Annotated in this window: 21 protein-coding genes and 1 tRNA gene; 10 read left to right on the top strand and 12 right to left on the bottom strand. The window is 61.0% G+C overall.

Features of this window, described 5'->3' with window-relative positions:
• Nucleotides 1–25: 25 nt before the first annotated feature.
• The gene (locus NLY43_RS19120) at nt 26–907 is read left to right on the top strand and encodes an HpcH/HpaI aldolase/citrate lyase family protein (protein ID WP_023710266.1); all 882 of its coding nucleotides are present in this window, start codon (nt 26–28) and stop codon (nt 905–907) included.
• Nucleotides 908–946: 39 nt separating this feature from the next.
• On the top strand, nt 947–1,153 hold the full coding sequence (locus NLY43_RS19115; RefSeq protein WP_023687640.1) for a DUF1737 domain-containing protein: 207 nt from the start codon (nt 947–949) through the stop codon (nt 1,151–1,153).
• Between the two features lie 91 nt (nt 1,154–1,244).
• Here NLY43_RS19115 and NLY43_RS19110 read toward each other — a convergent pair whose 3' ends face one another.
• Nucleotides 1,245–1,667: a metallopeptidase family protein gene (locus NLY43_RS19110; protein ID WP_023673918.1), complete on the bottom strand. Its 423-nt coding sequence runs from the start codon at nt 1,665–1,667 to the stop codon at nt 1,245–1,247.
• Between the two features lie 221 nt (nt 1,668–1,888).
• On the opposite strand from NLY43_RS19110, the gene NLY43_RS19105 reads away from it, so the two are divergent.
• Genes NLY43_RS19105 through NLY43_RS19095 form a run of 3 tightly spaced genes read left to right on the top strand, consistent with a single transcriptional unit; the run spans nt 1,889 to nt 7,630 of the window.
• The gene (locus tag NLY43_RS19105) at nt 1,889–2,941 is read left to right on the top strand and encodes an ImuA family protein (protein WP_023694564.1); all 1,053 of its coding nucleotides are present in this window, start codon (nt 1,889–1,891) and stop codon (nt 2,939–2,941) included.
• Nucleotides 2,883–4,361, top strand: a complete 1,479-nt coding sequence (locus NLY43_RS19100; RefSeq protein ID WP_023710267.1) for a DUF6504 family protein — start codon at nt 2,883–2,885, stop codon at nt 4,359–4,361. Before NLY43_RS19105 ends, NLY43_RS19100 begins: the two co-directional genes overlap by 59 nt.
• Entirely contained in the window at nt 4,358–7,630 is a 3,273-nt protein-coding gene (locus NLY43_RS19095) for an error-prone DNA polymerase (protein ID WP_023710268.1), read from the top strand. Before NLY43_RS19100 ends, NLY43_RS19095 begins: the two co-directional genes overlap by 4 nt.
• Before the next feature lie 120 nt (nt 7,631–7,750).
• On the opposite strand, the gene NLY43_RS19090 is transcribed toward NLY43_RS19095, so the two are convergent.
• From NLY43_RS19090 to NLY43_RS19075, 4 genes are all read right to left on the bottom strand, one after another.
• Nucleotides 7,751–7,993 (bottom strand): Trm112 family protein, encoded by a 243-nt coding sequence (locus NLY43_RS19090; RefSeq protein WP_023672122.1) that lies wholly within the window; start codon nt 7,991–7,993, stop codon nt 7,751–7,753.
• 30 nt (nt 7,994–8,023) lie between these two features.
• Nucleotides 8,024–8,695, bottom strand: a complete 672-nt coding sequence (locus tag NLY43_RS19085; RefSeq protein WP_023703197.1) for an LON peptidase substrate-binding domain-containing protein — start codon at nt 8,693–8,695, stop codon at nt 8,024–8,026.
• A 111-nt stretch (nt 8,696–8,806) separates the two neighbouring features.
• A complete protein-coding gene (trxA, locus tag NLY43_RS19080) occupies nt 8,807–9,814 on the bottom strand; it encodes a thioredoxin (protein WP_023710269.1) in 1,008 nt (335 codons plus the stop codon).
• A gap of 80 nt (nt 9,815–9,894) precedes the next feature.
• On the bottom strand, nt 9,895–10,392 hold the full coding sequence (locus NLY43_RS19075) for a prolyl-tRNA synthetase associated domain-containing protein (protein WP_023710270.1): 498 nt from the start codon (nt 10,390–10,392) through the stop codon (nt 9,895–9,897).
• A 216-nt stretch (nt 10,393–10,608) separates the two neighbouring features.
• Between NLY43_RS19075 and NLY43_RS19070 the strand changes: the two genes are divergently transcribed.
• Nucleotides 10,609–10,683, top strand: a tRNA-Gly gene (locus NLY43_RS19070).
• A gap of 99 nt (nt 10,684–10,782) precedes the next feature.
• Here the strand turns inward: NLY43_RS19070 and NLY43_RS19065 are convergent.
• Nucleotides 10,783–13,389: a phosphoribosyltransferase-like protein gene (locus NLY43_RS19065; protein WP_280800305.1), complete on the bottom strand. Its 2,607-nt coding sequence runs from the start codon at nt 13,387–13,389 to the stop codon at nt 10,783–10,785.
• A 230-nt stretch (nt 13,390–13,619) separates the two neighbouring features.
• Nucleotides 13,620–14,039 (bottom strand): hypothetical protein, encoded by a 420-nt coding sequence (locus tag NLY43_RS19060; protein ID WP_023710273.1) that lies wholly within the window; start codon nt 14,037–14,039, stop codon nt 13,620–13,622.
• 159 nt (nt 14,040–14,198) lie between these two features.
• Here NLY43_RS19060 and NLY43_RS19055 point away from each other — a divergent pair, with 159 nt between their 5' ends.
• The 4 genes from NLY43_RS19055 (at nt 14,199) to NLY43_RS19040 (ending at nt 17,932) form a co-directional block, all read left to right on the top strand.
• A complete protein-coding gene (locus NLY43_RS19055) occupies nt 14,199–14,663 on the top strand; it encodes a helix-turn-helix domain-containing protein (RefSeq protein WP_023710274.1) in 465 nt (154 codons plus the stop codon).
• Between the two features lie 99 nt (nt 14,664–14,762).
• Nucleotides 14,763–14,951 carry a hypothetical protein gene (locus NLY43_RS19050; protein WP_023710275.1) on the top strand — a complete coding sequence of 63 codons (189 nt, stop codon included), beginning with the start codon at nt 14,763–14,765 and terminating at the stop codon, nt 14,949–14,951.
• Between the two features lie 969 nt (nt 14,952–15,920).
• Nucleotides 15,921–16,910 (top strand): acyltransferase family protein, encoded by a 990-nt coding sequence (locus NLY43_RS19045; protein WP_032996874.1) that lies wholly within the window; start codon nt 15,921–15,923, stop codon nt 16,908–16,910.
• Entirely contained in the window at nt 16,907–17,932 is a 1,026-nt protein-coding gene (locus tag NLY43_RS19040) for a class I SAM-dependent methyltransferase (RefSeq protein WP_023710278.1), read from the top strand. The genes NLY43_RS19045 and NLY43_RS19040 overlap by 4 nt, the downstream gene beginning before the upstream one ends.
• On the opposite strand, the gene NLY43_RS19035 is transcribed toward NLY43_RS19040, so the two are convergent.
• The 5 genes from NLY43_RS19035 to NLY43_RS19015 all read right to left on the bottom strand — a co-directional run bounded on the left by NLY43_RS19035 (nt 17,929) and on the right by NLY43_RS19015 (nt 24,764).
• Entirely contained in the window at nt 17,929–19,560 is a 1,632-nt protein-coding gene (locus NLY43_RS19035) for a hypothetical protein (protein ID WP_050589724.1), read from the bottom strand. The genes NLY43_RS19040 and NLY43_RS19035 overlap by 4 nt on opposite strands.
• 826 nt (nt 19,561–20,386) lie before the next feature.
• A complete protein-coding gene (locus tag NLY43_RS19030) occupies nt 20,387–21,289 on the bottom strand; it encodes an Abi family protein (RefSeq protein ID WP_023710280.1) in 903 nt (300 codons plus the stop codon).
• Between the two features lie 296 nt (nt 21,290–21,585).
• Nucleotides 21,586–22,026 carry a hypothetical protein gene (locus NLY43_RS19025; RefSeq protein WP_023710281.1) on the bottom strand — a complete coding sequence of 147 codons (441 nt, stop codon included), beginning with the start codon at nt 22,024–22,026 and terminating at the stop codon, nt 21,586–21,588.
• Nucleotides 22,027–22,080: 54 nt separating this feature from the next.
• On the bottom strand, nt 22,081–22,437 hold the full coding sequence (locus NLY43_RS19020) for a hypothetical protein (protein WP_023710282.1): 357 nt from the start codon (nt 22,435–22,437) through the stop codon (nt 22,081–22,083).
• A complete protein-coding gene (locus NLY43_RS19015) occupies nt 22,437–24,764 on the bottom strand; it encodes a hypothetical protein (RefSeq protein ID WP_023710283.1) in 2,328 nt (775 codons plus the stop codon). Before NLY43_RS19015 ends, NLY43_RS19020 begins: the two co-directional genes overlap by 1 nt.
• Nucleotides 24,765–25,057: the final 293 nt, after the last annotated feature.

Raw genomic sequence — 25,057 nt, 5'->3', positions numbered from 1 at the left:
CGCCCACAAGCGGCATAGATCGGCCATGACAAGCGAACCTTACCGCCCGCGCCGCTCGGTGCTTTACGTCCCCGCCTCCAATGACAAGGCGCTGGCCAAGATCGCGACGCTTGCCTGCGATGCCGTGATCATCGACCTCGAAGACGCCGTCGCGCCCTCAGACAAGATCGCCGCGCGGGACAAACTGGCCGGCATTTTCGCCAGCCGACCGAAACGCCGCTGCGAGATGATCGTGCGCGTCAACGCGCTGTCCAGCGAATGGGGCAACGATGACCTGCTGACCGCGGCGAAATTCGAGCCCGACGGCATCCTGTTGTCCAAGGTCGCCACGCCGCGCGATATCCTCGAAGTCGGCGACGTGCTCGACGACAATTTTGCCCCCGACAGCGTCAAGCTCTGGGCGATGATCGAGACGCCCAAGGCCATGCTCAACATCGGCGCCATTGCCGAACTCGGCCGCGACCCGGCCTCGCGCCTAGCTTGTTTCGTTGCCGGAACGAACGATCTGGTCAAGGAGACCGGCATTCTGGCGACGCCCGACCGCCGCTATCTTGTGCCCTGGCTGATGCAGATGGTGCTGGCGGCGCGCGCCGGTGGCATCGGCATACTCGACGGCGTCTCCAACGATTTTCGCGACCTCGACGCGTTTGCGCGCGAATGCACCGAAGCCGCCGCCATGGGGTTCGATGGCAAGACGCTGATCCACCCGGCCCAGATCGAAGCCGCCAACCGCGCCTTTGCGCCCGCGCCCGAAGCTCTGGCCGAGGCGCGCGCGGTGAAGGATGCCTTTGCCTTGCCGGAAAATGCCGGCAAGGGCGTGATTGCTCTGAACGGCAGGATGGTCGAGCGGCTGCATCTGGCACAGGCCGAAAAACTGCTGGCGAAGGCCGCCGCCATCGGCGCATGATCCGCCCCGAAAAGACGAACTCACGACAGGACCTGACCCATGAGACTTTACCGCTTTCTGTCCGCCCCCGACGATTCAACCTTCTGCCACAAGGTGACCGCGGCGCTGAGCAAGGGCTGGCATTTGTACGGCTCGCCGACCTACGCCTACGACAAGAAGACCAAATCGATGCGCTGCGGCCAGTCGGTGGTGAAGGATATTGACGGCCAGGAATACGGGCCGGATACAAAGCTGAGCGACTGGTAGGGAAGGCGTCAACCTCCGCGTCTTCGTCATCCTAGGGCGAAGCAAGGAGCGAAGCGACGCGACGCAGACCCTAGGATGACAAAGGCGGGGGCTATTCCGCCGCCTCTTCGAGCTTTTCCATATCATCGTCCGACAGGCCGAAATGGTGACCGATCTCGTGGATCAGCACATGGGTGACGATGTCGCCCAGCGTCTCTTCGTTCTCGGCCCAGTAGTCGAGGATGGCGCGGCGGTAGAGGGTGATGCGGTTCGGGCCTTCGCCGGTCTGCGGGTTCCAGCGCTCGGCGATGCCGCGGCCCTCGAACAGGCCGAGCAGGTCGAACGGCGTCTCCAGCGACAGATCGTCCATGATCTCGTCGGTCGGGAATTCGGCGATCATGATGACGATCTCGCCGGTCAGCTTGCGAAAATCGTCGGGCAGATGTGCGTACGCCTCCAGCGCCAGAAACTCGATCTCCTCGATCGAAGGCGAGAGTTCATCGTGCCAGGTGCGGGTCTTGTAGATGCGGGCCATGCTTTGTCCTTTGATCCGGCATATAGGCTTTCCCTCCGGACTCGGCAAATGGACGGGTACCTGGCCAATTCTTTGCGCCGAATGGCTGCGACCAAAGTCCAAGGTTGGCCTCGCCACCTTTGATCAAGGAATAAATTCCTTCTGACTCCGCTTGACTCTTTCGGCACCCTCTGGAATCTATAAGAACATAACAGGAACAATTATGAGAGAAATTGACCGTCATGGCGACATCAGCCGTGGCGCGGGAGACTGTTTTTGCCCTGCGCCGCCAGATCGCGAAGATCGAGGGAACGCTGCCCGAGCGCCTGGCCGCGCCGGCCGGCGAGCGACCTCGTGCGCGCGCTGACAGCGCTATCGGCGGTGCGCCCGAACCTAATGCCGATGTCACCATCATCCGGCGCGGGCTTGCCGTGGCTTCGCCGAATGCTTTCCTGGCGACCGGCGTCGAGCACCTCGATGCGGCGCTGAGCGGCGGCCTGCCGAAAGCCGCCTTGAGCGAAATCCATGGCCTTGAGACCCGCAATGCCGGGGCCGTCGCCGGCTTTGTGCTGTCGCTGGTCAGCCTGATCCTCAAGGGCCAGCCCTTGCCCGTGCTGTGGATCGGCACATCGGAGATTTTTCGCGAGGCCGGCTTTCCCTATGCCAGGGGATTGCAGGGCATGTTCGGTATCGCACCGGAGCAGTTGCTGTTTTCCGAGGCGCCGAAACTCACCGATGCGCTGTGGGTAGCCGAGGAGGCCGCCAAGATGACGGCGCTCGCCGCAATCATTCTCGAGATCCGTGGCAGCCCGCAGCGGCTCGACCTCACCGCGACGCGCCGGCTGCACGCGCGCGCCCAAAACGCCGGCCGGCCGGTGTTCCTGCTGCGCCAGGCCGGCGAAGCCGAGCCGACCGCCGCCCCGGTGCGCCTCATCGTGTCGGCTGCACCAGCGAAATCGCGCCGGACGATCGCCGGGCCGCTTGCCGGCTCGATCGGCCACCCTGCCTTCACCGTCAGCATCGGCAAGAGCCGCACCGCTCTGCCTGGACAATTCACACTGGAGTGGAACCCCGATGAACACGCATTCGAAGAAAGAAAGCCCCGCGAAAAACGGGCAGAGAATTCTGTCGCTGTGGTTCCCGCATCTGGCGGCAGAACGGATCCTGCGCCAGCGCCTGGGACGGTCGTGGCGTTCCCGGCCTTCGGATCATCTGCCGCCATCTCACCCACCGCTCGTGATCAGCCATCGCGACCGCAACGCCCAGCGCATATCGGCCCTCGACGAGCGGGCTGAGGCGCTGCATCTGAAGCCTGGCATGGGCATTGCCGATGCGCGCGCCATGCATCCCTCGATCGACATCGTCGAGGCCGATCCGGACGCCGATCGCCGGCTGCTCGAAGGCCTCGCCGACTGGTGCGATCGCTATACGCCGCTGGTGGCGCTCGACGGTACTGATGGCCTTTATCTCGACGTCACCGGCTGCACGCATCTGTTCGGCGGCGAGCGCGCCATGCTGGACGACATCCTTGCGCGGTTTTTCCAGCAGGGTTTCGATGTCCGCGCCGGGTTGGCCGCGACGCCGGGTGCAGCCTGGGCGGCGGCGCGCTTCTGCGGCAACCGCATCGTTGTCTCCGGCAAGGAGGAAGCGCTGCTCGCCCCCTTGCCGCTGGCGGCACTGCGCATCGAGGCCGATATCCGCGCCAGCTTGGAAAGCGTCGGCCTGCGGACCGCCGGCGCGGTCATGGCAGCGCCGCGCGCGCCGCTCGCCCGTCGCTTCGGCGCGACCTTGCTGTTGCGGCTCGACCAGGCGCTCGGCCGCCTCGACGAGGCGGTATCGCCGCGCCTGCCCGTGGCCCCGCTTTCGGTCGAACGCCACCTGGCCGAGCCGGTCGTGCTGACCGCCGAGATCGAACGGCTGGTGCTCTTGCTGGCGGTGACGCTGAAGGCCGATCTCGAACGCCGCGGCGAGGGCGCAAGGATGCTGGCGCTGCTTTTGTTTCGCGTCGACGGCGCCGTCAGCCGCATCGCTGTCGGTACCTCGCGACCGTTGCGCGAACCCAAGCTTATCCAGCGCCTGTTCCATGAGCGGCTGGCCGCGCTCGAACAGGACATCGATGCCGGCTACGGCTTCGACCTGGTGCGGCTTTCGGTGCTGGCGGCCGCCGGCTTCGACATGCAGCAGGCCGATTTGACCGGCGAGACCGAGGATGACGGCGCCGACATGGCACTCTTTGCCGACCGCATCCGCGCCAGGCTCGGCGACAGTGCGGTGCTGAAACCGGTCGCCCTCGAGAGCCATCTGCCGGAGCGCGCCATCGCCACCATCCCGTTCTCGGAAGCGCCACAACGCAAAACACCGCTCAGGAAGCCGGGCTCGAAAGACGCGCCGCGCGCAACCATCTTCCCGCCGGAACGGCCGATCCGGCTGTTCCGTTCGCCCGAGCCGATCGAGGTGCCGGCCACCGAAATGCCTGAGGGTCCGCCGATGAATTTCCGCTGGCGCCGCGCGCTCTACCGGGTCGCGCGCGCCGAGGGGCCGGAACGCATCGCGCCGGAATGGTGGCGTGAAACGTCAAGCGATCCGCTCACATCGACGCGTGACTATTTCCGGATCGAGGATGCCGACGGCCGCCGCTACTGGCTCTACCGGCAAGGCCTCTATGGCAACCCGCAGGTGCCGCCGCGCTGGTTCATGCATGGGGTCTTCGCATGAACGCGCTGACCGTCATCCCCTATGCGGAATTCGGCATCCAGTCGAACTTCTCCTTCCTGCGCGGCGCCTCCAAGCCGGAGGAGCTGGTGGTGGCGGCCAAATTCCTCGGCTTTTCCTCGATCGGACTGGCAGACCGCAACACGGTGGCCGGCGTCGTGCGCGCCTGGCAGCAGGCCAAGGTCGAGAAGCTCGCCTATCACCCCGGTTGCCGCCTGGTGTTCGGCGACGGCACGCCGGACATTCTCGCCTATCCGCAGAACCGCAAGGGCTGGGGCCATCTCTGCCGCATGCTGACGCAAGCCAATTTGCGCGATGAAAACGAGAAGGGCGCGACCCTTCTCCAGCGCAGCGACCTGCTCGAATGGGGCGACCTGCTGTCGCTGGCGGTGCTGCCGGATCTCTCGGCGAATGCCGACGATCCCCTGGCATTGGTCCGTCAACTGAAAGACCGTTTCGGCGCTAATTTGCGGCTAGGCATGGCGCCGGATTATCGCGGCAATGACCGTTTCCGCATCGAGCAGGCGGCGGGCATGGCGGACATCGCCGGCGTGCCGCTGATGGCGACCAACGACGTGCTTTATCACAGCGCCGAGCGCCGCTCGCTGCAAGATGTGCTCACCGCCATCCGCCTCAATTTGCCGGTCGCCGAGGTCGGGCTGGAGCTGACGGCCAACGCCGAGCGCCATCTGAAGCCGCCGCTGGAAATGGCCCGTCTCTTCCGCCGCCATCCACGGGCGCTGGCCGAGACGCTGCGCTTTGCCGGCGAACTGACCTTCTCGCTCAGCGACCTCCAGTACAATTATCCCGACGAGCCGACGCAATCAGGGCTTGGGCCGCAGGCCGAGCTAGAGCGTCTGGCCAGGGAGGGGGCCGCCACGCGCTATCCGGCGGGCGTCCCCGCTTCCGTCTTGCAGCGCATCAGTGAGGAGCTCGCTCTGATCGAGCGTCTGAATTATGCGCGCTATTTCCTGACCGTTTACGACATCGTCCAGTTCGCCCGCAATGAGGGCATTCTGTGCCAGGGCAGAGGCTCGGCCGCCAACTCGATCGTCTGCTACTGCATCGGCATCACCGAGGTCGGCCCCGAGCGCATCGACACGTTGTTCGAGCGCTTCATTTCCGAGGAGCGCAACGAGCCGCCCGACATCGACGTCGATTTCGAGCATGAGCGGCGTGAAGAGGTGATCCAGTACATCTACTCCAAATACAGCGCCAAGCGCACCGCGCTGGCTGCCGCCGTCATCAGCTATCGCGGCCGCTCGGCGCTGCGCGAGGTGGCCAAGGCCATGGGCCTGTCGGACGATGTCCGCATTGCGCTCTCCAGTTCGATCTGGGGCTGGTCGACCTCGGAGCTCGGCGAGAAGGAGGCGCATGCCGGCGGCCTCGACCGCAACGAGACCTCGACCCGTCACGTGATCGCCCACGCCAACGAGATCATGGGCTTTCCCCGGCATCTGTCGCAGCATGTCGGCGGCTTCGTCATTACCCGCGACCGGCTCGACGAGATCGTCCCCATCGTCAAGACGGCGATGGAGGCGCGCAAGATGGTCGAGTGGGATAAGGACGATCTCGACGCGGTGAAGATCCTGAAGGTGGATATTCTAGCGCTTGGCATGCTGACCTGCCTGAAGCGCGCCTTCACCTTGCTCACCGACCATTATCCGAAGGCCCGGGATGATTACGGCCGACCCTATGTGCTGGCCACCCTGCCGCCGGAAGAGAACGACGTGTACGACATGATCTGCCGCGCCGATACGCTCGGCGTCTTCCAGATCGAATCGCGCGCGCAGATGTCGATGCTGCCGCGTCTACGCCCGCGCGAATTCTACGACCTGGTCATCGAGGTGGCGATCGTGCGGCCCGGCCCGATCCAGGGCGACATGGTGCACCCCTATCTGCGCCGTCGGCAGGGCAAGGAAGCGGCTGAATATCAAAAGCCAGAGCTGGAGGCTATTCTCAAGAAGACACTCGGCGTGCCGCTGTTTCAGGAACAGGCGATGAATATTGCAATCGTCGCCGGTGGTTTCAAACCCGGCGAAGCCGACGAACTACGCCGCGCCATGGCCACCTTCAAGCGCACCGGCACCATCGGCAATTACCGCCAGCGCATGATCGACGGCATGGTCGGCAAGGGATACACCAAGGACTTCGCCGAGCGCTGCTTCAAGCAGATCGAAGGCTTCGGCGAATACGGCTTTCCCGAAAGCCACGCCGCCTCCTTCGCTTTGCTCGTCTATGCCTCCTGCTGGTTCAAGACCTTTTATCCCGACGTGTTCTGCGCCGCGATCCTGAATTCGCAGCCGATGGGGTTTTACCAGCCGGCCCAGCTGGTGCGCGACGCGCGCGACCATGGCGTCGATATCCGCGACGTCGACGTCAATTTTTCCGACTGGGACTGCACCCTGGAGAAAGCCCAATTCGATCCGGGCCGCATCCTGGGGCGCCATGCCGAAATGCGCGGTGTCATCAAGATCCGGTACGCCGTCCGGCTTGGCTTCCGTCAGATCAAGGGCTTGGCCGAGAAGCGTATGGAAGCTTTCACCGCGCGGCGCGGCGCCGGCTATACAAGCGTCAGGGATGTGTGGCTGCGCTCGGGCCTCGATGTCGGCGAAATCGAAAGACTGGCGCAGGCTGACGCCTTCCGCTCGCTCGGCCTCGACCGTCGTGAAGCCTTGTGGGCGGTGCGCGCGCTGGATGGCAAGAGCGCCGCCGAACGGCTGCCGCTGTTCGACCAGCCGGCGATCCGGCTGCGCGAACTCGAGCCCGAGACAAAACTGCCGACAATGCCGCTCGGCGAGCACGTCATCCACGACTACCGCGCGCTCGGCCTGTCGCTGAAGGCGCATCCGGTCGCCTTCCTGCGCGAGCGGCTCGACCGCGCCGACGTCATTCCCAATGCCAATCTCGGCTCGGTGCGCGACGGCAGGCGGGTCTCGGTCGCCGGCCTGGTGCTGGTGCGGCAGCGGCCCGGCAAGGGCAATGCGATCTTCCTGACGCTGGAAGACGACAAGGCCGTCGCCAACGTCATTTTCTGGGAGCGGACCTTTACCCGTTTCCGGCCCATCGTCATGGGCGCGCGCTTCGTCAAGGTCACCGGCAAGCTGCAGTCGGAATCCGACGTCATCCACATCGTCGCCGAGAAGATCGAGGATTTGACGCCGTGGCTGACGGTGCTGCTGGAAGAGATGACGCCGGCTGCCCGGCCCGACATTGCCACCCTCTCGGACAAAGCTGAAAGGGTCATGCCCAAGGGGCGGAATTTTCAGTAGGCAAGTGCAGGGCGGTCGGGAGCCCATGACATTAATGCCGGCAAGGCCAGAGGGGGGCGCGAAGGATCGCCAACAGAATGGCTTCTTAGGCTGAGGTCCGTTTGAACCACCCCTGGCCCTTCAGCCCGGCCCACCCAATCGCGGCGGCGACAGCACGTCTTCCGCCGAAATAGTCCGCGCCTCCGAGGGCAGCATGATCGGGATGCCGTCGCGCACGGGATAAGCGAGCTTGGCAAGCCGCGAGATCAACTCGCCGCGCACCGGGTCCCAGGCCAGCGGCCCCTTGGTCAGCGGGCAGGCCAGCAGCTCCAGCAATTTTGGATCGACATTGACCGACTTGCCGTCACGCCCATCCGCAGCCATTGGATCCCCCTTCAGCCATCGGCTCAGCCCTTATTGCAGGCTGGAGCCAAAGTCCTCATTCTCGCGCGCCAGCGCCATTTCGGTGATCGCGATCAGCGTCTCCGCGCGGGCTTTCAGGTCGGGCGCCTCCAGCAGCGCCTGTTTCTCGGCCGGTCCGTAGGGCGCCATCATCGACAGCGCATTGACCAGCATGGTGTTCTCGGCGCGGCTGACGCTTTCCCAATCGGCTTCGAGATCGTTGGCCTGCAGATAGGCGCGAAACGCTTTCAACAGCGCCGGCCGGTCGATCTCGCTTGCCGCCTGGTCTTCGGCGAGATCGGTGAGGAACGGCGCCAGCTTGCATTGCCGGAACGGCGTCTTCACCGGCAATTCGCTGGTGATGCGGAAACGGCAGACGCCCTGCAGCGAAATCAGATAGCGGCCGTCGCCGCTCTCGGCCATCGAGATGATGCGCCCGGCGCAGCCGACATTGCACAGTTCCGGCTCCCCGTCGGCGCGCAACGCGCCATTGAGGCTGGGCTGGACGATGCCGATCAGCCGCGCGCCGGCGATCGCCTCATCCACCATCTGCAGATAGCGCGGCTCGAAGATGTTGAGCGGCATGCGCCCGCCCGGCAGCAGCAGCGCGCCGGCAAGCGGAAACACCGGAATGGTTGCCGGCAGATCCTTGCCGACCCGGTAAAATGCGTTTCCGACCTGCACCTTCACTCCTCCGACCCGCTTCGGGCGCGATGTTATCGGCCTAATCTGGCGCGGCGGCCGCCGACCGCAAGGCCCGACAGCCACGCCCCGGCAATTTGGCCGGCAAACGGCTCAGGAAAACAGCAGCGACGACAATTTGCGCCGTGCCGCCAGCGTCGCCTCGTCGGTCATGCCCCAGGCCTCGAACAGTTTCAGCAACTGCGCCCTGGCGCCGTCCTCGTTCCACGTCCGGTCGGCTTTTATAATCGCCAGAAGATTGTCGGCCGCCGCATGGCGCTCGCCCTTGGCGTTCTGGATCATGGCGAGGTCGAAACGCGCCTGGTGGTCGCCGGGATTGGCGGCCAGTCGCTGCTCGAATTCAGCTGGATTGCCAAGTGCTGCCGCTTCCGCAGCCAGCGTCATCTTGGCACGCAGCGCGGCAAGTGCCGGCGCATTCTTCTTGGCCTCCGGCGCCGTTGCCAGCAGCGCCTCGGCGCCGTCGCTGTCGCCGGCCTCGAACAGAAGCTCGCCCAGCCCGGCAATCGCCTCGATCGTCTCCGGCGCCTGCGCCAGGATGGCGTCGTAAATGTCGGCTGCGGTCTGCGCATCGCCCGCCGCATGCGCTTCCGCCGCCGCGGCCAGTGCTTCGGCGACGGGCGGCGCGCCATTGCCCTTGCCGCCGACCTTGGTGATGAACTCGGCGATCTGGCTCTCGGGGATGGCGCCCATGAAGCCGTCGACAGGCTGGCCGTCCTTGAAGGCGATGACCGCCGGGATCGATTGGATGCCGAGCTGGCCGGCGATCGAGGGATGATCGTCAATGTTCATCTTGACCAGCTTGACCTTGCCGCCGGCGGCCTTGATCGCCTTTTCCAGAAGCGGCGTGAGCTGCTTGCAGGGCCCGCACCACGGCGCCCAGAAATCGACCAGTACCGGCTGTTTGCGCGATTCCTGGATGACGTCGGCGGCGAAAGTGGCGGTCGTGGTGTCCTTGATCAGCTCGCCAGCGGCAGGTGCTGCGCCGGGTCTCGGGCCAAGTGCCGACTTGGCCGGCTCGGCGCCGCCATATTGCACGGACGTGGTGTACTGGCCAGAATTGCCGCCGAATTGGCCGCCAAACGGATTGTTGTTGTCGCTCATGTCGTCGCCCTTCCGGTCGCGCCCAGCGGAGCAGCGCGACGTCCTTAACTAGAGGTCAGTTTTCGCCATCCATGTGGCGATCAAGCCGAGACTTTCAAGATAGCAGCATCATGTCCGGTTGCCTCGACGAATCTGATGAGGTCGGCGGACGCGATCGACGTCGTCGCCTCATTGGTCAGCGGATGCGCGTTGACTGTCGCATGTGCCATCAAATCCTGGTCGAGCACCACCTTGACCCGTCTTTCGGTGTCGTTGATCAGCCCGAACACGGTGACCGCGCCCGGAATGACACCGAGCAGCTCCATCAGCATCTCCGGCTTGCCGAACGACACCCGGCCGGCGGCGCCGATGATCGTGTGGATCTGCTTCAGGTCGACGACCGCCTCCTCGCCGACGCTGACCAGGAAGAAATTGTCCTTCTTGTCCTTGAGAAACAGATTTTTCGTGTGCCCGCCCGGTATCTCGCCGCGCAGCGACTGCGAATCGGCCACCGTATAGAGCGGCGGATGGCGCACGGTCGACACTGATATGCCGAGATCGGCAAGAAAGGCGAAAAGCTCGGCTTCGGTCTTCGGCATTGGTGGTCTTCCCCTGTATCGGCGCGCGGCAAAGCCGTTTACGGCCAATGATGCCGCCGAGACAAGACCGTCATGCGGGAAGTCGATGAACCACCCGCGTGGCCGACAAGGTTCCGCCAAGCGATTTGGCGCGACCAAAAAGCCCGTCATTTCCCTGTTGCAATCGCCGCGCTCTTCAGCCATATAGGCCCGGCTTGCGGCCAAAGGGCCGTGTGAGCGGGTGTAGCTCAGGGGTAGAGCACAACCTTGCCAAGGTTGGGGTCGAGCGTTCGAATCGCTTCACCCGCTCCAGTTTCCTCTAGGGGAATCAAGCGGTTGCTGAAAAAGGCCGGATCACAGATCCGGCCTTTCGCATTTCGGGCAGCACCTGGGCAGCACGAGTGAGGGCTGTCACCCCACCACCAATTTTTCGAGATAGCCGCGGCGGATCAACAGCGGCACCCAAGGTTCGCCATTGTAGAACCCCGGAGACCAAAGCGCTGTAATCGTCCCCGTTGGAACGTTCAGCGGAGTGCAAGCTAATGCCATTGCCCCTCGATAACCAAGCGCGTCTCTTTTGCACTCACTTAGCTGCGCGGACGAAAGAGTCGGCAAACCATCCGCATTGAATCGTGTCCAGGCAACCAGTTGCTCGCCGACGCCCCGGAGAAACCCTTCAAGATCGCCGAGACTGTGAGATACCATAGAGAGCGTTCGCCCGAAGCGGGCCCCATTGAACCGTAGACCTAACTTGGTCATTCGAGTGCTCAGAAATTCGTTGGCTACGTCGGTTCCGGCGGCAGTGACGATCTGTATATTAATCTGCTTCAGAAGTTCAATGTCCCGTTCGACAAGCGCGGTGTTCTCGATTCCGCGTTCCCTGCGAAGTTCCTTCGCCCAGCGAACCCTTTCGATCCCAAGCCACGCCTGAAATTGGCAGAACGCCTGGGATCCCGAGGTAATGTTGTCGTCACAAAGGATTAGGGTGTCCCCTGGCTTAGCCACCTGAAAAGCGTCCCGGATCGTCTTGCAGAATTGAAACTTGCCCCCGGCGAAGTTGGAGCTCAGGTCTTGTTCTATTTGTGTCCGGACGGCGCTACCACTGTCGGGGGACATTGGCACGACGAACCCTCGGCCTGCTCCAAGATCGACTTGTCGTATTAGCCCGGCGATGACTGGCGACAACTCGGACCTATCAAGGACATAGAATTTTTGGAGCAGTTTCACCATCTCGCCCCGATGCCGGGGTGGGAACTGCACTATGTAGGACTTGACTGTGTTGGAACTAACCGTCCAACCGCCTTGACCGTTGAAGCTGGCCAAGGTGGATGCGATCTGTGCGATCGCCCCTTCATCGACATCCAGGGGTGCCAAACGCGGCGTTGGGTCGAAATAGTTTTTGCGGACGGCCGATCTAGTCAGTTTGTCTATTTCGGCTTTGTCGAGTTGAACTTTGCTTCGCACGGCCACTTGGTCGAGTAGAAGCCGACTCCTCGCGCGAACAGTGAATTCAATGCCCGGAAAGGGAACAAGCGTAACGTTGGCTTCAGTTCTCCCGTGTTCATAGAAAACACGCTGAGTCGCGATGCAGACCAAGCTCCGCCAGATCGGGTCGGTAAGCACATAGCCCGTAGATTTCACTATATCCATCGCCTCCATCTGCTCATCAGAGACGCTACTTGCGGCAGTTGAGTTGAGACGATCGTTCTCCAGTATAATGCAGTCGCTGCGATTGGGCTCAACGTTTGACATCGGAAGGATTGAGACAACTTCCGGCCGTTGGCCGGTCGCGATCTTGGTCACATCAGGCCCCAATAACTCTGCAAGCGCGAGTGCCTCTTGTAGGATCAGATTTTCGATGTCTCGTTGCGCCTTACCCCGCAGTTTTCTCGCGCGCAATTCCTCGAGCGCAGTGCCAAGTATCTGCTTGGACAAGGATTTCTTCGCACCCTGATCCATTCTTGGGAAAAGGTCGTCGATGGGAACCGCGCTGGTTATGTAGGTTCGGCCGAACACGCACGCTCTTTTAGGCAGCCTTCTAGTCAGGAGCCTCCTGGCTATCCTCGCGGCGCTTGCATTTCGGCCTGTTGAAAGTTGCTCCAAGAGGTTGGCGTCATTCATCGCCCAAAGCTTCGCAACGTCTCTCATCTCAGTCTTCTGGGCCGTTCTATTGGGGTCCAGCACAACCTCTTGAACAGCTTTTCCAAGCAACCGTTCGGCATTTCGCGTCGTTTGGTGAAGGTAGACCCGATGGTACAACACCGTCCTCGCCTGGCCAATTTCCTCGATGCTGTCGAGACCGGACGAATTCACGACGAAAACTACTTCTGAGCGGGGCGGATCGACGGTGGCCGATCTCATCCGTCTGAGTTCGGCAGGCGTTACCTCTAGAAATGATGACCTTAAGAAAAGCCTGCTGACATCGACGCCAACAGGTATGCCGCATGCCAGAGCATCTCGATTGATGTAGTCGATCTTGTCGGCATCGATCGACGGGCCCGAAATGAGACTGGCAAGTCCCGTCAAGCCCGGATCTGGCTCTAACCCGGCGATAAGCGCCGCGATTCGCAAACACTGACTTTCAGCTTCTTTCCGGTCTATGCAATTCTGGTAGAAATGATGGAACCGATCGGTCAGGACAATCGCTACCGAAAGGGCCTCGGCGAGCTTCGGCTTCGTTTCCAATATGTCTTCCGCTGCAAACACAAATGCATCGGCTGAGATCCGCCCGCACCGGAAGCTCGTTGGGTCGTGCTGGATGATTTGCTCGGTAACGTGCGAGAACGGGAGGTGGCCGACGTCGTGAAGGATTGCTGCATGTCGCAGGAGGTTGGCTTCGTGTTTTGGCGTCCAGATTTTATATACCCCGTCGGTACCGCCGCCTTGCTCCTGCCTGCGTGCAATCGTGTCTAGGAAACGTGACACGACACAATACATCCCCAAACTGTGAATGAAGCGTGTGTGCTCAGCCGAGGGATACGTTAGATACGAAAATCCTAGTTGGCGAATTCCTCGCATTCGCTGAACAAGCGGACTGTCAAGTAAGCGAAGGCATGCGCCATCAACTTCCACCATTCCCCAAACGCCATCTTTGATGACCTTGGATTTCTCCATTTCGACGGGACGGCCGGCGAGTTCATTAATGTACAGCTCGGTGAATCCAAGCCGATCTAAGCTGGCTTCAATGGCAGCGAGTGCGCCACTGCCTCGCCAGGATTCCCGAAGCTCTTCGACTTTTCCGATCGATGTCAGACGTTTGCGCCCTGCAAAAATGTTCCGACTGCTTTTTGGACAAGTGCACGTTCGCGAGGCTTTAGCCGGCCGAGCACGGATTTCGCAAATGGGCGCGAAATCGGAAAAGTGATGTCTTCGTAGCTCGGGTTTGGAGATTCCGTCAAACTAAGCTGAAGATCGCGCAAAGCCGTTTCAAACTGATCGAACGCACCTGTCTGACCGGGCGCCAACGCGTTCCTGATGCGGACTACCGTCTTCAGCCAATCCAAATTTGTGGGGCTCTTACGCGCCTCCCCAACTTCGTTTTGGACCATCGCATGGACTCGGTAGAGAGCCTTGCGCTGCTCTTCATTTTTTGGCTGAAAAGACGTCCGATCGGCATCTACCAAGGCTGCCACAAAACCGCGGGTAAAATCTTCGAATTCGAGCGCCATTTAATCCACCGCCAGTTTCAGCTCAGAATCTGCGCTGACGAATTTGCCCACCACGCGGCCTTGGCCGCTACCTAATCGCACGGCGAGCGATCGCGCAACGAATCTCTCGCCACGAACAACATTATAGCGTATCTTTAGAACATACGTTAGCTATGTACTATGGTTATGCCCCAAAAAATTATCATTGTGAATCAGTTTGATACCGAGCAAGCCTGTCGGGTTTCCGGTTTGACAACCACCATGCTCGACTATCTGGTCAGAGAGGGCTTCGTAGTGCCTTCGGCCTCCACAAAGAGGGGCAGGGGTAACCGTCGGCTGTTTTCATTTGGAGATGTGGTCACCATGAAAGTGATCCGGCAGCTCCTAAAGTCGGGCATCGAAATTAGACGGCTATCCCGCGGACTGAGAAACTTTCGAAAGAAATTTCGCGATGCTACCGCTTCGGCGCTCCCTTATCGGTTCCTGGTCACGGACGGCACCGACGTATTTCTCGAGCAGGCAGGGGCGGTCGAATCCCTAACCCAAGGCGGCCAACTTTCATTTTTCTTTCTCATCGACCTCAGCATTTGCGCATCTGATATCCTCACCGACAGTCCGGCACAGCAGTTCAAAAAGAAGGCATGAGACGTCGATGTCCTACCTGATTTCGGTAGTAGAACAAACCATGAACATTGTCAATGTTGCATCTGTGCGGAGCTGCGCAAGCCGACCCTCGCCGCTGACATGATCTCTGCGCGGGGCGATCCGGGACAGCTTGGACGCGTCCCGGAGCGCGCCGGGCCGGCGCCGAAGGGCATGAAGCGGCCGGCGACACAGTGGGTTAAGCCGGGGCTGATCGGCCGCGTAAAGCACTTACGTGGCGAGGAAGACCTGCGCCACGCCTTGCTGCAGGACTTTCGGGAGGAGGTTTGACCTCCACTTTTTGTTACTTGAACGTGGAGTGTATTAAAGCATATCCTTAATTAGCCGCCGTCAATTGGACTGTGTGCACAAAGGGGGAATTCATATGCGTAGGCTGCTTCGGTTTTTGGTTTTTAGTTCTGTCGCGATGGCGACTTCATCAGCTTGGGCGAGTGGCGAGTGCGCAAAAATTAAGGACCTCGGAGAACGCATAAACTGCGTCGAAAAGAAGATCGATAACTATAACCCGCCTGCGCTTGGTGCAGTGAAAATAAGATCTCTTACTCGAAAACAATGTATGGCTTGGGTAGACACCGGCAGCGCTGTGGTCTCAGCTGGATGTAACGGCTCCGACAACGTGTGGGAGCTCGTACAAAGCAGAAAGAAGCACAGGAAATAGGTGCCCGTGGCACGGCTCTGCGGCAAGGATCTCGGCAGCCCTTTTAGACAGCGCCCGCGCACGTTGGTGGCGCGGGCAGTGATTGGACCTCGTTTTTCCTTACAAGACCCGCTCGCCGTTCTCGCGATGCGTCAGGCAGAACCAGTGCGAAGGCTGACGCGGCTTAGCAAAGCCAAACCCAGCATCCTTGCCGCAACCGGGGTGCTCGCACACATGATTGTAGACGCGTCGTCGATCGCGCGGGGGCGCTGTAATGCCTTCGGCAAGCCGTGATGGTTCGTCGCTCATGTTGAAAAGATTCCACAAATCGGCTTGACGATCAAGAACCTTGTTCTCTATACGTTCTTATGGCGAGACTTAAGACACACACACACACACCCCGATCGTGGTGGAAGTCCCGGTTTACGTCACGCCTCCGATCCTCTCGAACGGAAGTTGCGGTGGATGCGGCTAGCCAAAAGCCGGTGACCCGGCTTACCTAGTCAGCTTCTGTGTGACCTTTTTGCCGGCCTAACCTGAAATCAGCGAAGTAATCCCTATACCCTGTGGCATGTTACCGCCATTCAGGGCACGTAACACGCATGGGAAGGCTAGAAAATCTTGACGGTCTGCGCGGCTTTGCTGCGCTGTTGGTGGTCGCCGGCCACGTGTGCAATGTGCTCGGCTTCCTTCCTGGAGTCTTCGGCGACGGTGGTGCGCAGGTCGGGGTTCAACTTTTCTTCTGCCTTTCCGGTTTTCTTATGGGAATGCTGTACCTGAACTTGCCGTTCAGCGGGGCGGAAGTGGCTGGCTTTTACAGACGTCGGATCGCTCGGGTGTTTCCGATGTATCTCGCGGTAGTTTTGGCTTCGTTCGTCATAATGAACTTCACGGGAACCCCTGTTCTTTATGCCGTCGACCACTCCAACCTGGCAGCCCACCTGACCTTCTTTCAGGCGACGAGCGTCTTGTGGACGGTCCCGATCGAGGTTCAATTCTACGCTCTTTTCGGCCTCATCTGGCTGATGTTCTCGATCAACAGGCTAGCATCGATCCTAATGCTGCTAACGGCGATCCCCCTGCTGGTGATAATGTCCGATACCTTCGGCGGGCGGCTCTTTTTCGTCTCGTACTTTATGGTCGGGCTTGGCGTTTCGCTGCTGCCGCGCACGTCATCAAACGCCAGCTTTGCCGTAGCCGTCGCCCTATTTTTTGCCGCAATGCCAGCAGTGTCGAAACGACTCGGCATAGACTTTTTCGATTTCTGGAAATCCCCTCTGAATTTCGCTGCAGTCGCCCTTCTCGTACAAACCGCAATCTCGGCCCCCTTGGCAACCAGGACGCTTGGCAGCCGCCCCGCGCGTTACTTAGGCGAAATATCCTATTCGATCTATCTGCTGCACTGGCCTGTCATGGCGCAGTTGTCACGCTGGATCAGCTACGCGGAACATCCTGCCCTCTACACTTCATTGGTCCTCGCCGGTACGCTCGTGGCAGCTACATTGACCTACTACGGCATCGAAAAGCCGGCGCGACGGTTGATCATGACGAGAACAGAACGCCACACCAATCAGGTTGTGGCGATAACATGATGAGATTTGATGAGCTTCTGCGGAATCTCGACAAGAGCACTATGGTCGGCGTCGAGATCGGCCCTTTCTATAGTCCCGTTGCGCCGAAGGCCCACGGCTGGAAAACAACGGTAATCGATTTTCAGGATGGGGAAGCGTTGCGCGCAGCGGCCCGCAATCACAAAGTCGAAGCCATACGCAAGCGAGCCGATCAAATTGAAGATGTCGACATCGTCTGGTCAGGCGAGCCGCTAGATACATTAGCACTCTCTAGAAAGCCGGGCGGCTACGACTTTTTCATTGCCAGCCACGTCATTGAACACACGCCCGATTTGGTCAGCTTCTTGCAACAGGTATCACGCCTTCTGCGGCCAGGGGGCATTGTCTCTCTCGCCGTACCTGACATGCGCAAGTGCTTCGATGTCCTGAAGCCGACGACCGGCATCCGCGAAGTGCTGACGGCCTACCGAGAGAAGCGGACCCGCCACACACCGGAAACTCTCTTTGAGGCCCGCGCCTGCTCCGTTAACAGAAACGGCGTGGGCTCTTGGCTTGCAGGGTCGAAGGCGCCGCTGAGCTTTACCGGGAATTTTGACCATGCGTGGGGATGTTATCAGGCCGACATCGCCAATCTCGATGGCCCCTATGTCGATGCTCACGCCTGGTTCTTCACTCCGGCTTCATTCGAATTGCTGGTCCTTGAACTGCGCCAAATGGGCCTGATCAGCCTAGCTATTACAAGTCTCGAGGAAAGCCACGGATCCGAGTTCATCGTCCAGCTTAAGGTCGCGCCGGTTGCGAAGATGTCATCGGCTGATTTCGATGCCAAGCGGTTGGAACTGTCGCAACGGCAGATCGCGGAGTTGGCTCAAGAACTGTTTGGCAGCGGGAATCCGCCTATGCCGGCGAGGACCATCTATATCGAGGTACCCGTCCATATCGAGGTACCCGTGCATCCACCGATCCTGTCAACAAAAGCTGTGGCGCTGCTTCTGGCAAGCCGCGTCAAGCGAAAGGCCCTGTCGTTGGTTGGAATGGCCTAGTTGATGAGGCCGTGGGTGCGCAGAGCGTCCTCAATTGCCTTGACGCGCTGCGAGGTGTTTTTGCAGTTATCGTCAAGCGCCTGGATGGTGGCCTGCACGTAGGCTCCGGTGTGCGTCTGGCCCGCGTAGGCGGCCCATATTCCTTTCAGCGCGGTTCCAGTTCCAGCGGTCCAGCCAGTCGCCTGCGCACCAAGAACCTTCGTGCCGGCAACATAGTAGCTGGCGGATATATTGATGGTCCCTGCGCCCTTGTCGCCGCCGGCCGGGCTGCCGAGGGTGATGCCCTGCCAAAGCACCATCTTTTCACCGTAGACGTTGCCAACCACGGTGTCCCACGCGAAACGGGAATTCAGGTTTCCGGCAGCGACAGTCGGAAAATCCATGCGCATTTCGCCGACTTTGCGCTTCGCAGCGGCATCGTCGTTCATGTACCAGACGTGCGCGACGCCCTTGTCGTTGTCGGCCGGCGTCGACGAGTTGCGATAGTTTTCCAGCAGCGCAGCCGAGGCGGCTCCGCTCTCCGTGCTTTCAAGGCGGATCAGCGACGCGATCCCGCCAGTTTTGAACCTCTTGAGCGTGACCGTGCCGTTTTGGCCGTCCGATATCTCGTTAGTCGTGTTGCCGCTGCTGTCGGTGAACGTGATGTTGTGACCGAAGACGCGGTTGTAGACGGCTCCGGCGCGCAGCGTCAGCGTGCCGTCCGTGTAGCCGAAATAGAAGTCGTTCCAGCCGCCATTGATAAAGATATTCCCGCCGCCTGTGTCAGCATCGGCCGCGTTGAAATGCAGCGTGTTGTTGTTGGTCTTGATGTCGCCGGCCGGCGCGCTGAAATTGATCCAGTTCGCGAAGCTGTTTTGAACGTGGACTTCGTTGACCTGGAACGCACCAAGCGAGGCCGACACGCTTTCGATGTAAACGCCGGTTCCGTTGACCGCCATGTCGCCGAGCCAGATCGTGTTGTCCTGGCAATGCTGACCGGAATAGATGTCGTTCGACTGATTGCCCCAAAAGCCGTATTTCGTGAAGGCGATGATCCGGCCGATCTTGAAGCGCGAGAACTGAGCGTTCCTGATCTCGAAACCGGAGCAACCGGACGTATTTACGCCGGTCGGAGCCGCCCCGTTGCCGTTGATAGCGCGAATCCCGCCGATCTCGATATCGTAGCCGGTATTGCGGCCCCCAACGGGCGCCGCCAGACCGATGATGACCGCCGAAAGCGTGGTCGGCGTATACTCGAAATAGTCTGGAACGAACAGTTCAACCGGCAGCGTGAAGGAAAGGCTGGATCCAAGACGGTATTTGCCCTTCTTACCCTCGATGCGACCGATCGGCCCTTCTGTGGTGCCGCTGATCGCCGCCAGCAGCGCATAGGCCGCGGCGAATGCCGGCTGACTGTCGGTCGTGGTGTTGGGCGACGCGCCAAACCACTCGGCTTGCAGCACCCCGTCATAGACGCGGACCCACGCGCCGACGCTCGACGCAATGGCCGTGGCCTTGACGTAGATACCTTCCAACGTGTCGGCGGTGACGTGCGTCGAGTAATTTCCCGACAAAAACAGAAACATACCCTCGCGGCCGACTTCGGTCAGATAGACCTGAGTCGTGGTGCCGGTGTTGATGGCCTTCATCGCCGTCCGCGTCGCCACAAACGTCACGCCGACGGGACCGGTAGCTCCTGTCACCCCTGTTGGCCCGGTGACGCCTGTGGGGCCGGTAACGCCCGTAGGCCCGGTTACTCCGGTCGGTCCCGTCACTCCTGTCGCGCCCGTGAGCCCGGTGACGCCCGTGGCGCCAACCGGTCCTGTCGCACCGACGCCGCCGGTCACACCTGTCGGCCCAACTACTCCGGTTGGCCCCGTTACCCCTGTCGGTCCGGTGATGCCTGTCGCACCGACACCGCCGCTAACGCCCGTCGGTCCTGTGGCTCCTGCCGGACCCGTAGACCCTGCCGGGCCGCTCGGGCCGGTAGCCCCGACGCCCGCCGGTCCAGTCGGCCCCGTGGGGCCTGTTGCGCCCTCGCCAGTGATCAGCGCCAGCGTCGCCGGCGTCAGGCTGTCGGGGGTGACGATCTGGTTTTTGAGCGCGCCGTCACTGCGCCGCACGTCGGCCAGCGCGTCGATGGTTTCGTCGGCGCTGCGCACGAGCTCGGCCAGATCGGCGTCAAGCTGCGTGCCGGGAAAATTCGACACGCCCTGCTGTTCCTGTTGGTAGCTAGTGTATGAATAATCGAGGACGGGCTTCGTCGGAGAGGGCATTTGGTGTGCACCAGAACGTCGCTTCCAAGATCGCATCGCGGCGCCGGAGCAGCGCTCCGCACTCAGATTTCAGATGCTTATTGGAAGTCCGTTGACGTTAGCCCCGGCAGGATCCGAAGCGGTTGGTGCAGATGCCCGAGTTCTGCTCTGTTCCGGCCGCATCATCATAGCCGAACTCGCCCAAAATACCAGCTTCGTCTCAGATGCGCCACGCTGGAAGGGTTTTCCAGTTCGGGGGAAAGCCAATTGCAGCAGGCTTCGCCAACGGGCACGAATCTACCAACTCGATAATGTCCTCTCGCCAACGTGACCCCGGCGCGACAACACCCATGAGATAGCCCAGCACCGCCAAGGTGTTGTAGATGCGGCCCAACGAGGCCGCGTTCATCGCAAGTTTCAGGCTAGTGGGGTATTTGGGGACGGTCATTTTTACCGTGATCTGCTTGTTCCATAGCCGTCCGTGATGAGCGCAGATGTTCCGGACATAGGTAAGGTGGTGCGCCAGCGAGACGAATATCATCTCATCGAGGCCGAACGGCTTCGCAACCGCCTGCCGGTCAGGCCGGTGCTTCAAATTACTCAACCACATTGAGAGCTGCCCAAGCGAAATAACTTCCGCAGTCATCCAGATCGGTGGGTGTTCGGGGTCGTCGTATTTGTTCTTGTAGTGGACAATGAACGTGTCCTTAGAGCGCCTGAGATCATCGATCAGCTGGGTGAACGCTTGGGCAAAGCGATCGGTCCGACGATATAACGAGGGGTCTAGGTATCCATGTGGCCCGTACTTCATGGCGAGATGATGCGCCCAACTACCTCGCAGGGAAACCTCGACCCTTTCTACCGCGTCCATCACAAGGAGGCGAAGCCGCCGATCAAAGATGTAGAGGGAGAGGACATCATCGAATGAGACGTTGGCCCTGAATTTGTGATCGCCCGGTTCAGGAGATGCCTCCTCGAACGGCAGCCAATATGCGCGAAGCCTGTAATAGCTGATGTGCTGAAGGCAGTGGCTTGCGAGAGCGTGGTCCGGTACGGCCATCCCGCGCCCTTGGATACGGGCAATTTGATCAGCGATGGAAAGCGACGGCTTTACGAACTTCATGCCGTGCTATAGCTGGATTCTTGCTCGCCAAAAAGAAAAACCCGCCGGGGTGCGCAGTTCAAAGCCGAAGCTTTGTCCGAGGCGTGGCGGGTGTTGTTAGGGCGAGATATGGCCCATCCTTCTTAACAAGGCAACAACGAGTTTGACCAAATTCGGTCGAAATTTGCGCCTTTTAGGCGCAACCCGTTGATCCGAATCACAATATTTTTTGTCACCAGTGTGTTTGAACGGCCTTGTCTACTTTGGTGGGCGACCGCTCTAGGCAACTATGTGGAGGAAAAGGAAACCACCTCTGATCAGGCAGGCAATCGACGTGACAACCAGCACCACGGCGAGCCATCTGAAAAGGTCGCCCACCCATCTGAGGCGTTTCGACTTGGCGGTCTCAACGGTGAAAGGATGCTCGTAGCGTAGATCGCGGCTCCGTATGCGATTTGCGAAAAATACGCAAAGCCTGGCGCGCAAACGATGAAAAGCAAACTGGCAAACAGCCAAAAAAGGATGCTGTTGAACGTTTGCAGATTTTCCGGACTTTGCGAAAGGCGATCGTAGTTGGCGCTGTAGAACCCCAGCGCCGCAGCAACCCCGGCAGCCGAAACCAAGGCTGGGGCTTTCATCGCGTCAGATGAGAACGTCTGGACCTGAGCCGCGTGAATTTTTGCCCTCTCGTCGTTCTTGCCGAAGGCAATTTTTGCGTCCGCGATCCTTTGATCAAATTCTTCTTTCGACTCTGCCATGAGCCATTATAGGCGGTCGCTTGATTGGCGCTAGATGGACGCCCGTCGTCGGCGCTAGCGCGCTCCGGCCGGGTCGAACAATGTCGCACCGGTCTCGGCGCCGGTGCGCGCCAAGCCTTCGCCAAAGCCGATCCTGGCGCCCCGGTTGTTGGCGTTTCGGATGAGCTCGACCGACCGCGGATCTATAAACATATCGGCAAGCGATCGGAGGTTGCTGCGCAGTGCGGCACGCTTGGCGACGTCGCCGGCCTTCACGACCGATGTGCCCAAAGACTTCACGAGGCTGACGGCCATGCCGGTTGGAGACGCGGCGCCTCCCAGGTCAGCATTCATCGACCGGTTGAACTCCGTTGCGCTGCCGATTTGCTTGCGCCGTCCGGTGGCTTGGAGAACGTCCAGCAACTCCGGCATTAAGGCAGCTGCTTGCCCACCAGGGATCTCGCGCAGCACGGCGTCAAGCACCTCTTGCCGGGCATCGTTGCCGGCGGCATCCTTGTGGAATTTGGCTCCGGCAAAGTCCCGAACGCCTTCCTGAGTTTCGGTATTAGCTTTGGAAAACCGGTCGGCCAGGTTCTGGCGCACCAGACCAGCGGTCGTGGCCGGATCCTCAGCGACCAGTCGACGAGCGGCGGCGGCGGCCTCCCAGCGGAGCCTGTAAGCGGGTTCTGCGGGAGGATGGCATTGCCAGCGCCTGCGGTGTCCTTGGCCGCTGCAACGCGGCCCACGGGGCCTTGCTCGAGCGGATTGAGCGCGGTGCGGCGCAACGCTTCCTGCTCAGCCAAGGCTTGCGCACAATCGGGCGAATGGTTGGTCGCAGCATTGCGAGCTTCGGCGGCGCTGCCCGTGCTCTTGCCTGCGAGTTCGGGGCCATAGAGCGGGTTGGCGACGCTCGAGAGCGCTTCGCCGCGGGCGTTCAGATCCTTCGTCACAGCGTCAACGACGCCAATGGAATTGTCTGGCAGATGCGCATAGTCTGGGGCCAGTTCAGGGTTTCCGCGTAGGCGCGCCAGCCCTGCGGTGAAGCGCGGATCAGCTGCGATCGGCCCGAAGTGAGCTTGCGGGATAATCTGCTGCTGCGCGACGTCGTAAAGCGGGCGGGTCTGGGCATTGATGCCTTGGCGGGTCTGGTCGATCACATTGCCGGCAGCTTCCGCAGCGCGCGGGCCGAGTGTCGATGGCTGCGTGCTTTGTGGGGCAATCTGGTCGAGCACATTGCCGACAGCGGTATCGACCTGAGCCGGACGCGCTGCGAAAAACGGCGCAGTTCGCGCACGCCCATCGACGCTGCCTTCTACGACGCGCAGAAGGTTCGGCAACGCGCTGGCGCCGTTGGTTGCCTGGGCAATGGCTTCCGGTCCGGTAAGCCGCACTCCCGTCGTGTTGTCCTGAAGGCCGAGCGCACGGCGCCAGTCCGCGTCGGTCATTTCGCTTGTCGCTCGGCGCACTACGCTCTCCGGGGCATTGTAGGCCCTGCCGGCCGCCGTCCCTGCGTTCCCGAAAAGAGCGCCGAGAAAGCGCGACAGGCCCTCGTATTGAGTTCCTTCTGTGGCTTGCCCAGCGGCTTCAGATGCGACTGCCGGCACCAGCACGTTTCCAACAAGATCCTCGCCGACCCGTTGGGCCACTTCTCGGCCGGTCGCCGCAAGCCGGGCCGCCTTGCTTGGAATACCGCCGGGTGCAACGAACTCGCCGATGGTGCCTGCATACTTGCCCGAGGTCGTCTCCGGCTTGTGCAAAACGGCATCCATGATCTCACGGGTCCGATCCTGGGCACCGTAGAGATAGCCGTTTACGCCCATGGGCTCGGCGCGGCGCGCCAGTTCCTCGTCGGAGAGCGGATCGGCGCCGATGGCGTAGCGGACGCCGTCTTCAGCCTTGTTGTAGAGCCAATTTCCTGCGCCTTCGACGGTGCGGCTCAAGGTAATCGGGAACATGGCCGTCTCGGCGAGACCGCGTGGAATACCCGACCCGAATGACAGGCCGACGTCTTTGGCTGTGGACATCGATGCAGGAGCCTGCTCGGTGCCGCGAATCAGGCTTTCAATGTTGTTGCCGCCGGCTGGCGCTGCCGGGGCAGCGTACTTCGTCCACGGCCCGTCGGCCGCTGGCGTGGCTGCGGGATCGGCCGGACCGCCGAACGTCTCCCGCATTGCTTTGGTCATCACATCGTCGGGCGTTCCCGCAGGAAACCTCACGGTCGTTCCATCAGGCGCTTTGACCTCGATCGGGCTTGCGTCTGGAAAACCGGCCCAAGGATCATCTTTCGCCGGCTGCTCGAACTGATCGAAGACTTTCGGAGATTGAGAGGCAGCGGCCTGATACTTCGTCCAGGGTCCATTCGCCGGGGCGAATGGTGGCGCCCCGAACGAACCCTGCCCTACTCGGTCGCCCTTGGCTGACACGCTGGCTGGCTGCACGACTTTGAAGCCTGGCGGGATAGCCGGTGCCGCGTTCGACTGTGCTGCTGCGCCATAGTGCTGGTCCTGCGCTTTGTGGAGCGCTTCCGCGTACATGTCGGCATGGGCCGGATTGTCGAACTTTCCAAGGTTCTCGCCGGTCTGCCCGTAGCGCTCCATCGCGGCTTGATCGGGCAAAATCTGTCCGTCCGCAACGGTCGGCACCAGAACCTCTTGCCCGCCGTTGTTCTCAAACGACATCGATCGCACGGTGCTGTAGGAACCGTCGGCATTCTTGACGATCGGACGTGCGTTCAGATCGATGTTGCCCTGCTCCAGCATGCCGGGGAAAGGACCGATCGGGCTGGCAGGCGGCAGACTAGTAGCCGGAGCGTCGGGGAAAGCGGCCCACGGGTCGTCTGCCGGTACGCCGGGGAATCGCGGCTTGTTTTGCGCTGGCTGCGACACGACACGGAAGCCCGGCGGCACGGCTGGCGTTTGATATTTTTCCCAAGGTCCGGACACTAGAACACCTCGTCAATTCGAACCATCGGCGCATGCGAGTGGTGCTCTGCGAAATGCGCGATCTGGATGTGTTCGGTTGAACTTACGGGCGAGCCCGTGGCGGTGCGGCT

Source organism: Mesorhizobium sp. C416B, from assembly GCF_030323165.1.
Taxonomy (GTDB): domain Bacteria; phylum Pseudomonadota; class Alphaproteobacteria; order Rhizobiales; family Rhizobiaceae; genus Mesorhizobium.
This window is presented reverse-complemented; position numbering and strand designations above follow the sequence as displayed.

What these genes read in the sequence shown, in the direction of transcription:
- NLY43_RS19035 (WP_050589724.1), bottom strand. Translation starts at nt 19,560, where the DNA reads ATGAAGGCCATCAACACCGGCACCACGACTCAGGTCTATCTGACCGAA.
- NLY43_RS19110 (WP_023673918.1), bottom strand. Translation starts at nt 1,667, where the DNA reads ATGGCCCGCATCTACAAGACCCGCACCTGGCACGATGAACTCTCGCCT.
- NLY43_RS19120 (WP_023710266.1), top strand. Translation starts at nt 26, where the DNA reads ATGACAAGCGAACCTTACCGCCCGCGCCGCTCGGTGCTTTACGTCCCC.
- NLY43_RS19060 (WP_023710273.1), bottom strand. Translation starts at nt 14,039, where the DNA reads ATGGCGCTCGAATTCGAAGATTTTACCCGCGGTTTTGTGGCAGCCTTG.
- NLY43_RS19105 (WP_023694564.1), top strand. Translation starts at nt 1,889, where the DNA reads ATGGCGACATCAGCCGTGGCGCGGGAGACTGTTTTTGCCCTGCGCCGC.
- NLY43_RS19075 (WP_023710270.1), bottom strand. Translation starts at nt 10,392, where the DNA reads ATGCCGAAGACCGAAGCCGAGCTTTTCGCCTTTCTTGCCGATCTCGGC.
- NLY43_RS19025 (WP_023710281.1), bottom strand. Translation starts at nt 22,026, where the DNA reads ATGGCAGAGTCGAAAGAAGAATTTGATCAAAGGATCGCGGACGCAAAA.
- NLY43_RS19065 (WP_280800305.1), bottom strand. Translation starts at nt 13,389, where the DNA reads ATGCGAGGAATTCGCCAACTAGGATTTTCGTATCTAACGTATCCCTCG.
- NLY43_RS19045 (WP_032996874.1), top strand. Translation starts at nt 15,921, where the DNA reads ATGGGAAGGCTAGAAAATCTTGACGGTCTGCGCGGCTTTGCTGCGCTG.
- NLY43_RS19115 (WP_023687640.1), top strand. Translation starts at nt 947, where the DNA reads ATGAGACTTTACCGCTTTCTGTCCGCCCCCGACGATTCAACCTTCTGC.
- NLY43_RS19090 (WP_023672122.1), bottom strand. Translation starts at nt 7,993, where the DNA reads ATGGCTGCGGATGGGCGTGACGGCAAGTCGGTCAATGTCGATCCAAAA.
- trxA (WP_023710269.1), bottom strand. Translation starts at nt 9,814, where the DNA reads ATGAGCGACAACAACAATCCGTTTGGCGGCCAATTCGGCGGCAATTCT.
- NLY43_RS19015 (WP_023710283.1), bottom strand. Translation starts at nt 24,764, where the DNA reads ATGCTGGAGCAGGGCAACATCGATCTGAACGCACGTCCGATCGTCAAG.
- NLY43_RS19020 (WP_023710282.1), bottom strand. Translation starts at nt 22,437, where the DNA reads ATGCCGGAGTTGCTGGACGTTCTCCAAGCCACCGGACGGCGCAAGCAA.
- NLY43_RS19030 (WP_023710280.1), bottom strand. Translation starts at nt 21,289, where the DNA reads ATGAAGTTCGTAAAGCCGTCGCTTTCCATCGCTGATCAAATTGCCCGT.
- NLY43_RS19095 (WP_023710268.1), top strand. Translation starts at nt 4,358, where the DNA reads ATGAACGCGCTGACCGTCATCCCCTATGCGGAATTCGGCATCCAGTCG.
- NLY43_RS19055 (WP_023710274.1), top strand. Translation starts at nt 14,199, where the DNA reads ATGGTTATGCCCCAAAAAATTATCATTGTGAATCAGTTTGATACCGAG.
- NLY43_RS19040 (WP_023710278.1), top strand. Translation starts at nt 16,907, where the DNA reads ATGATGAGATTTGATGAGCTTCTGCGGAATCTCGACAAGAGCACTATG.
- NLY43_RS19050 (WP_023710275.1), top strand. Translation starts at nt 14,763, where the DNA reads ATGATCTCTGCGCGGGGCGATCCGGGACAGCTTGGACGCGTCCCGGAG.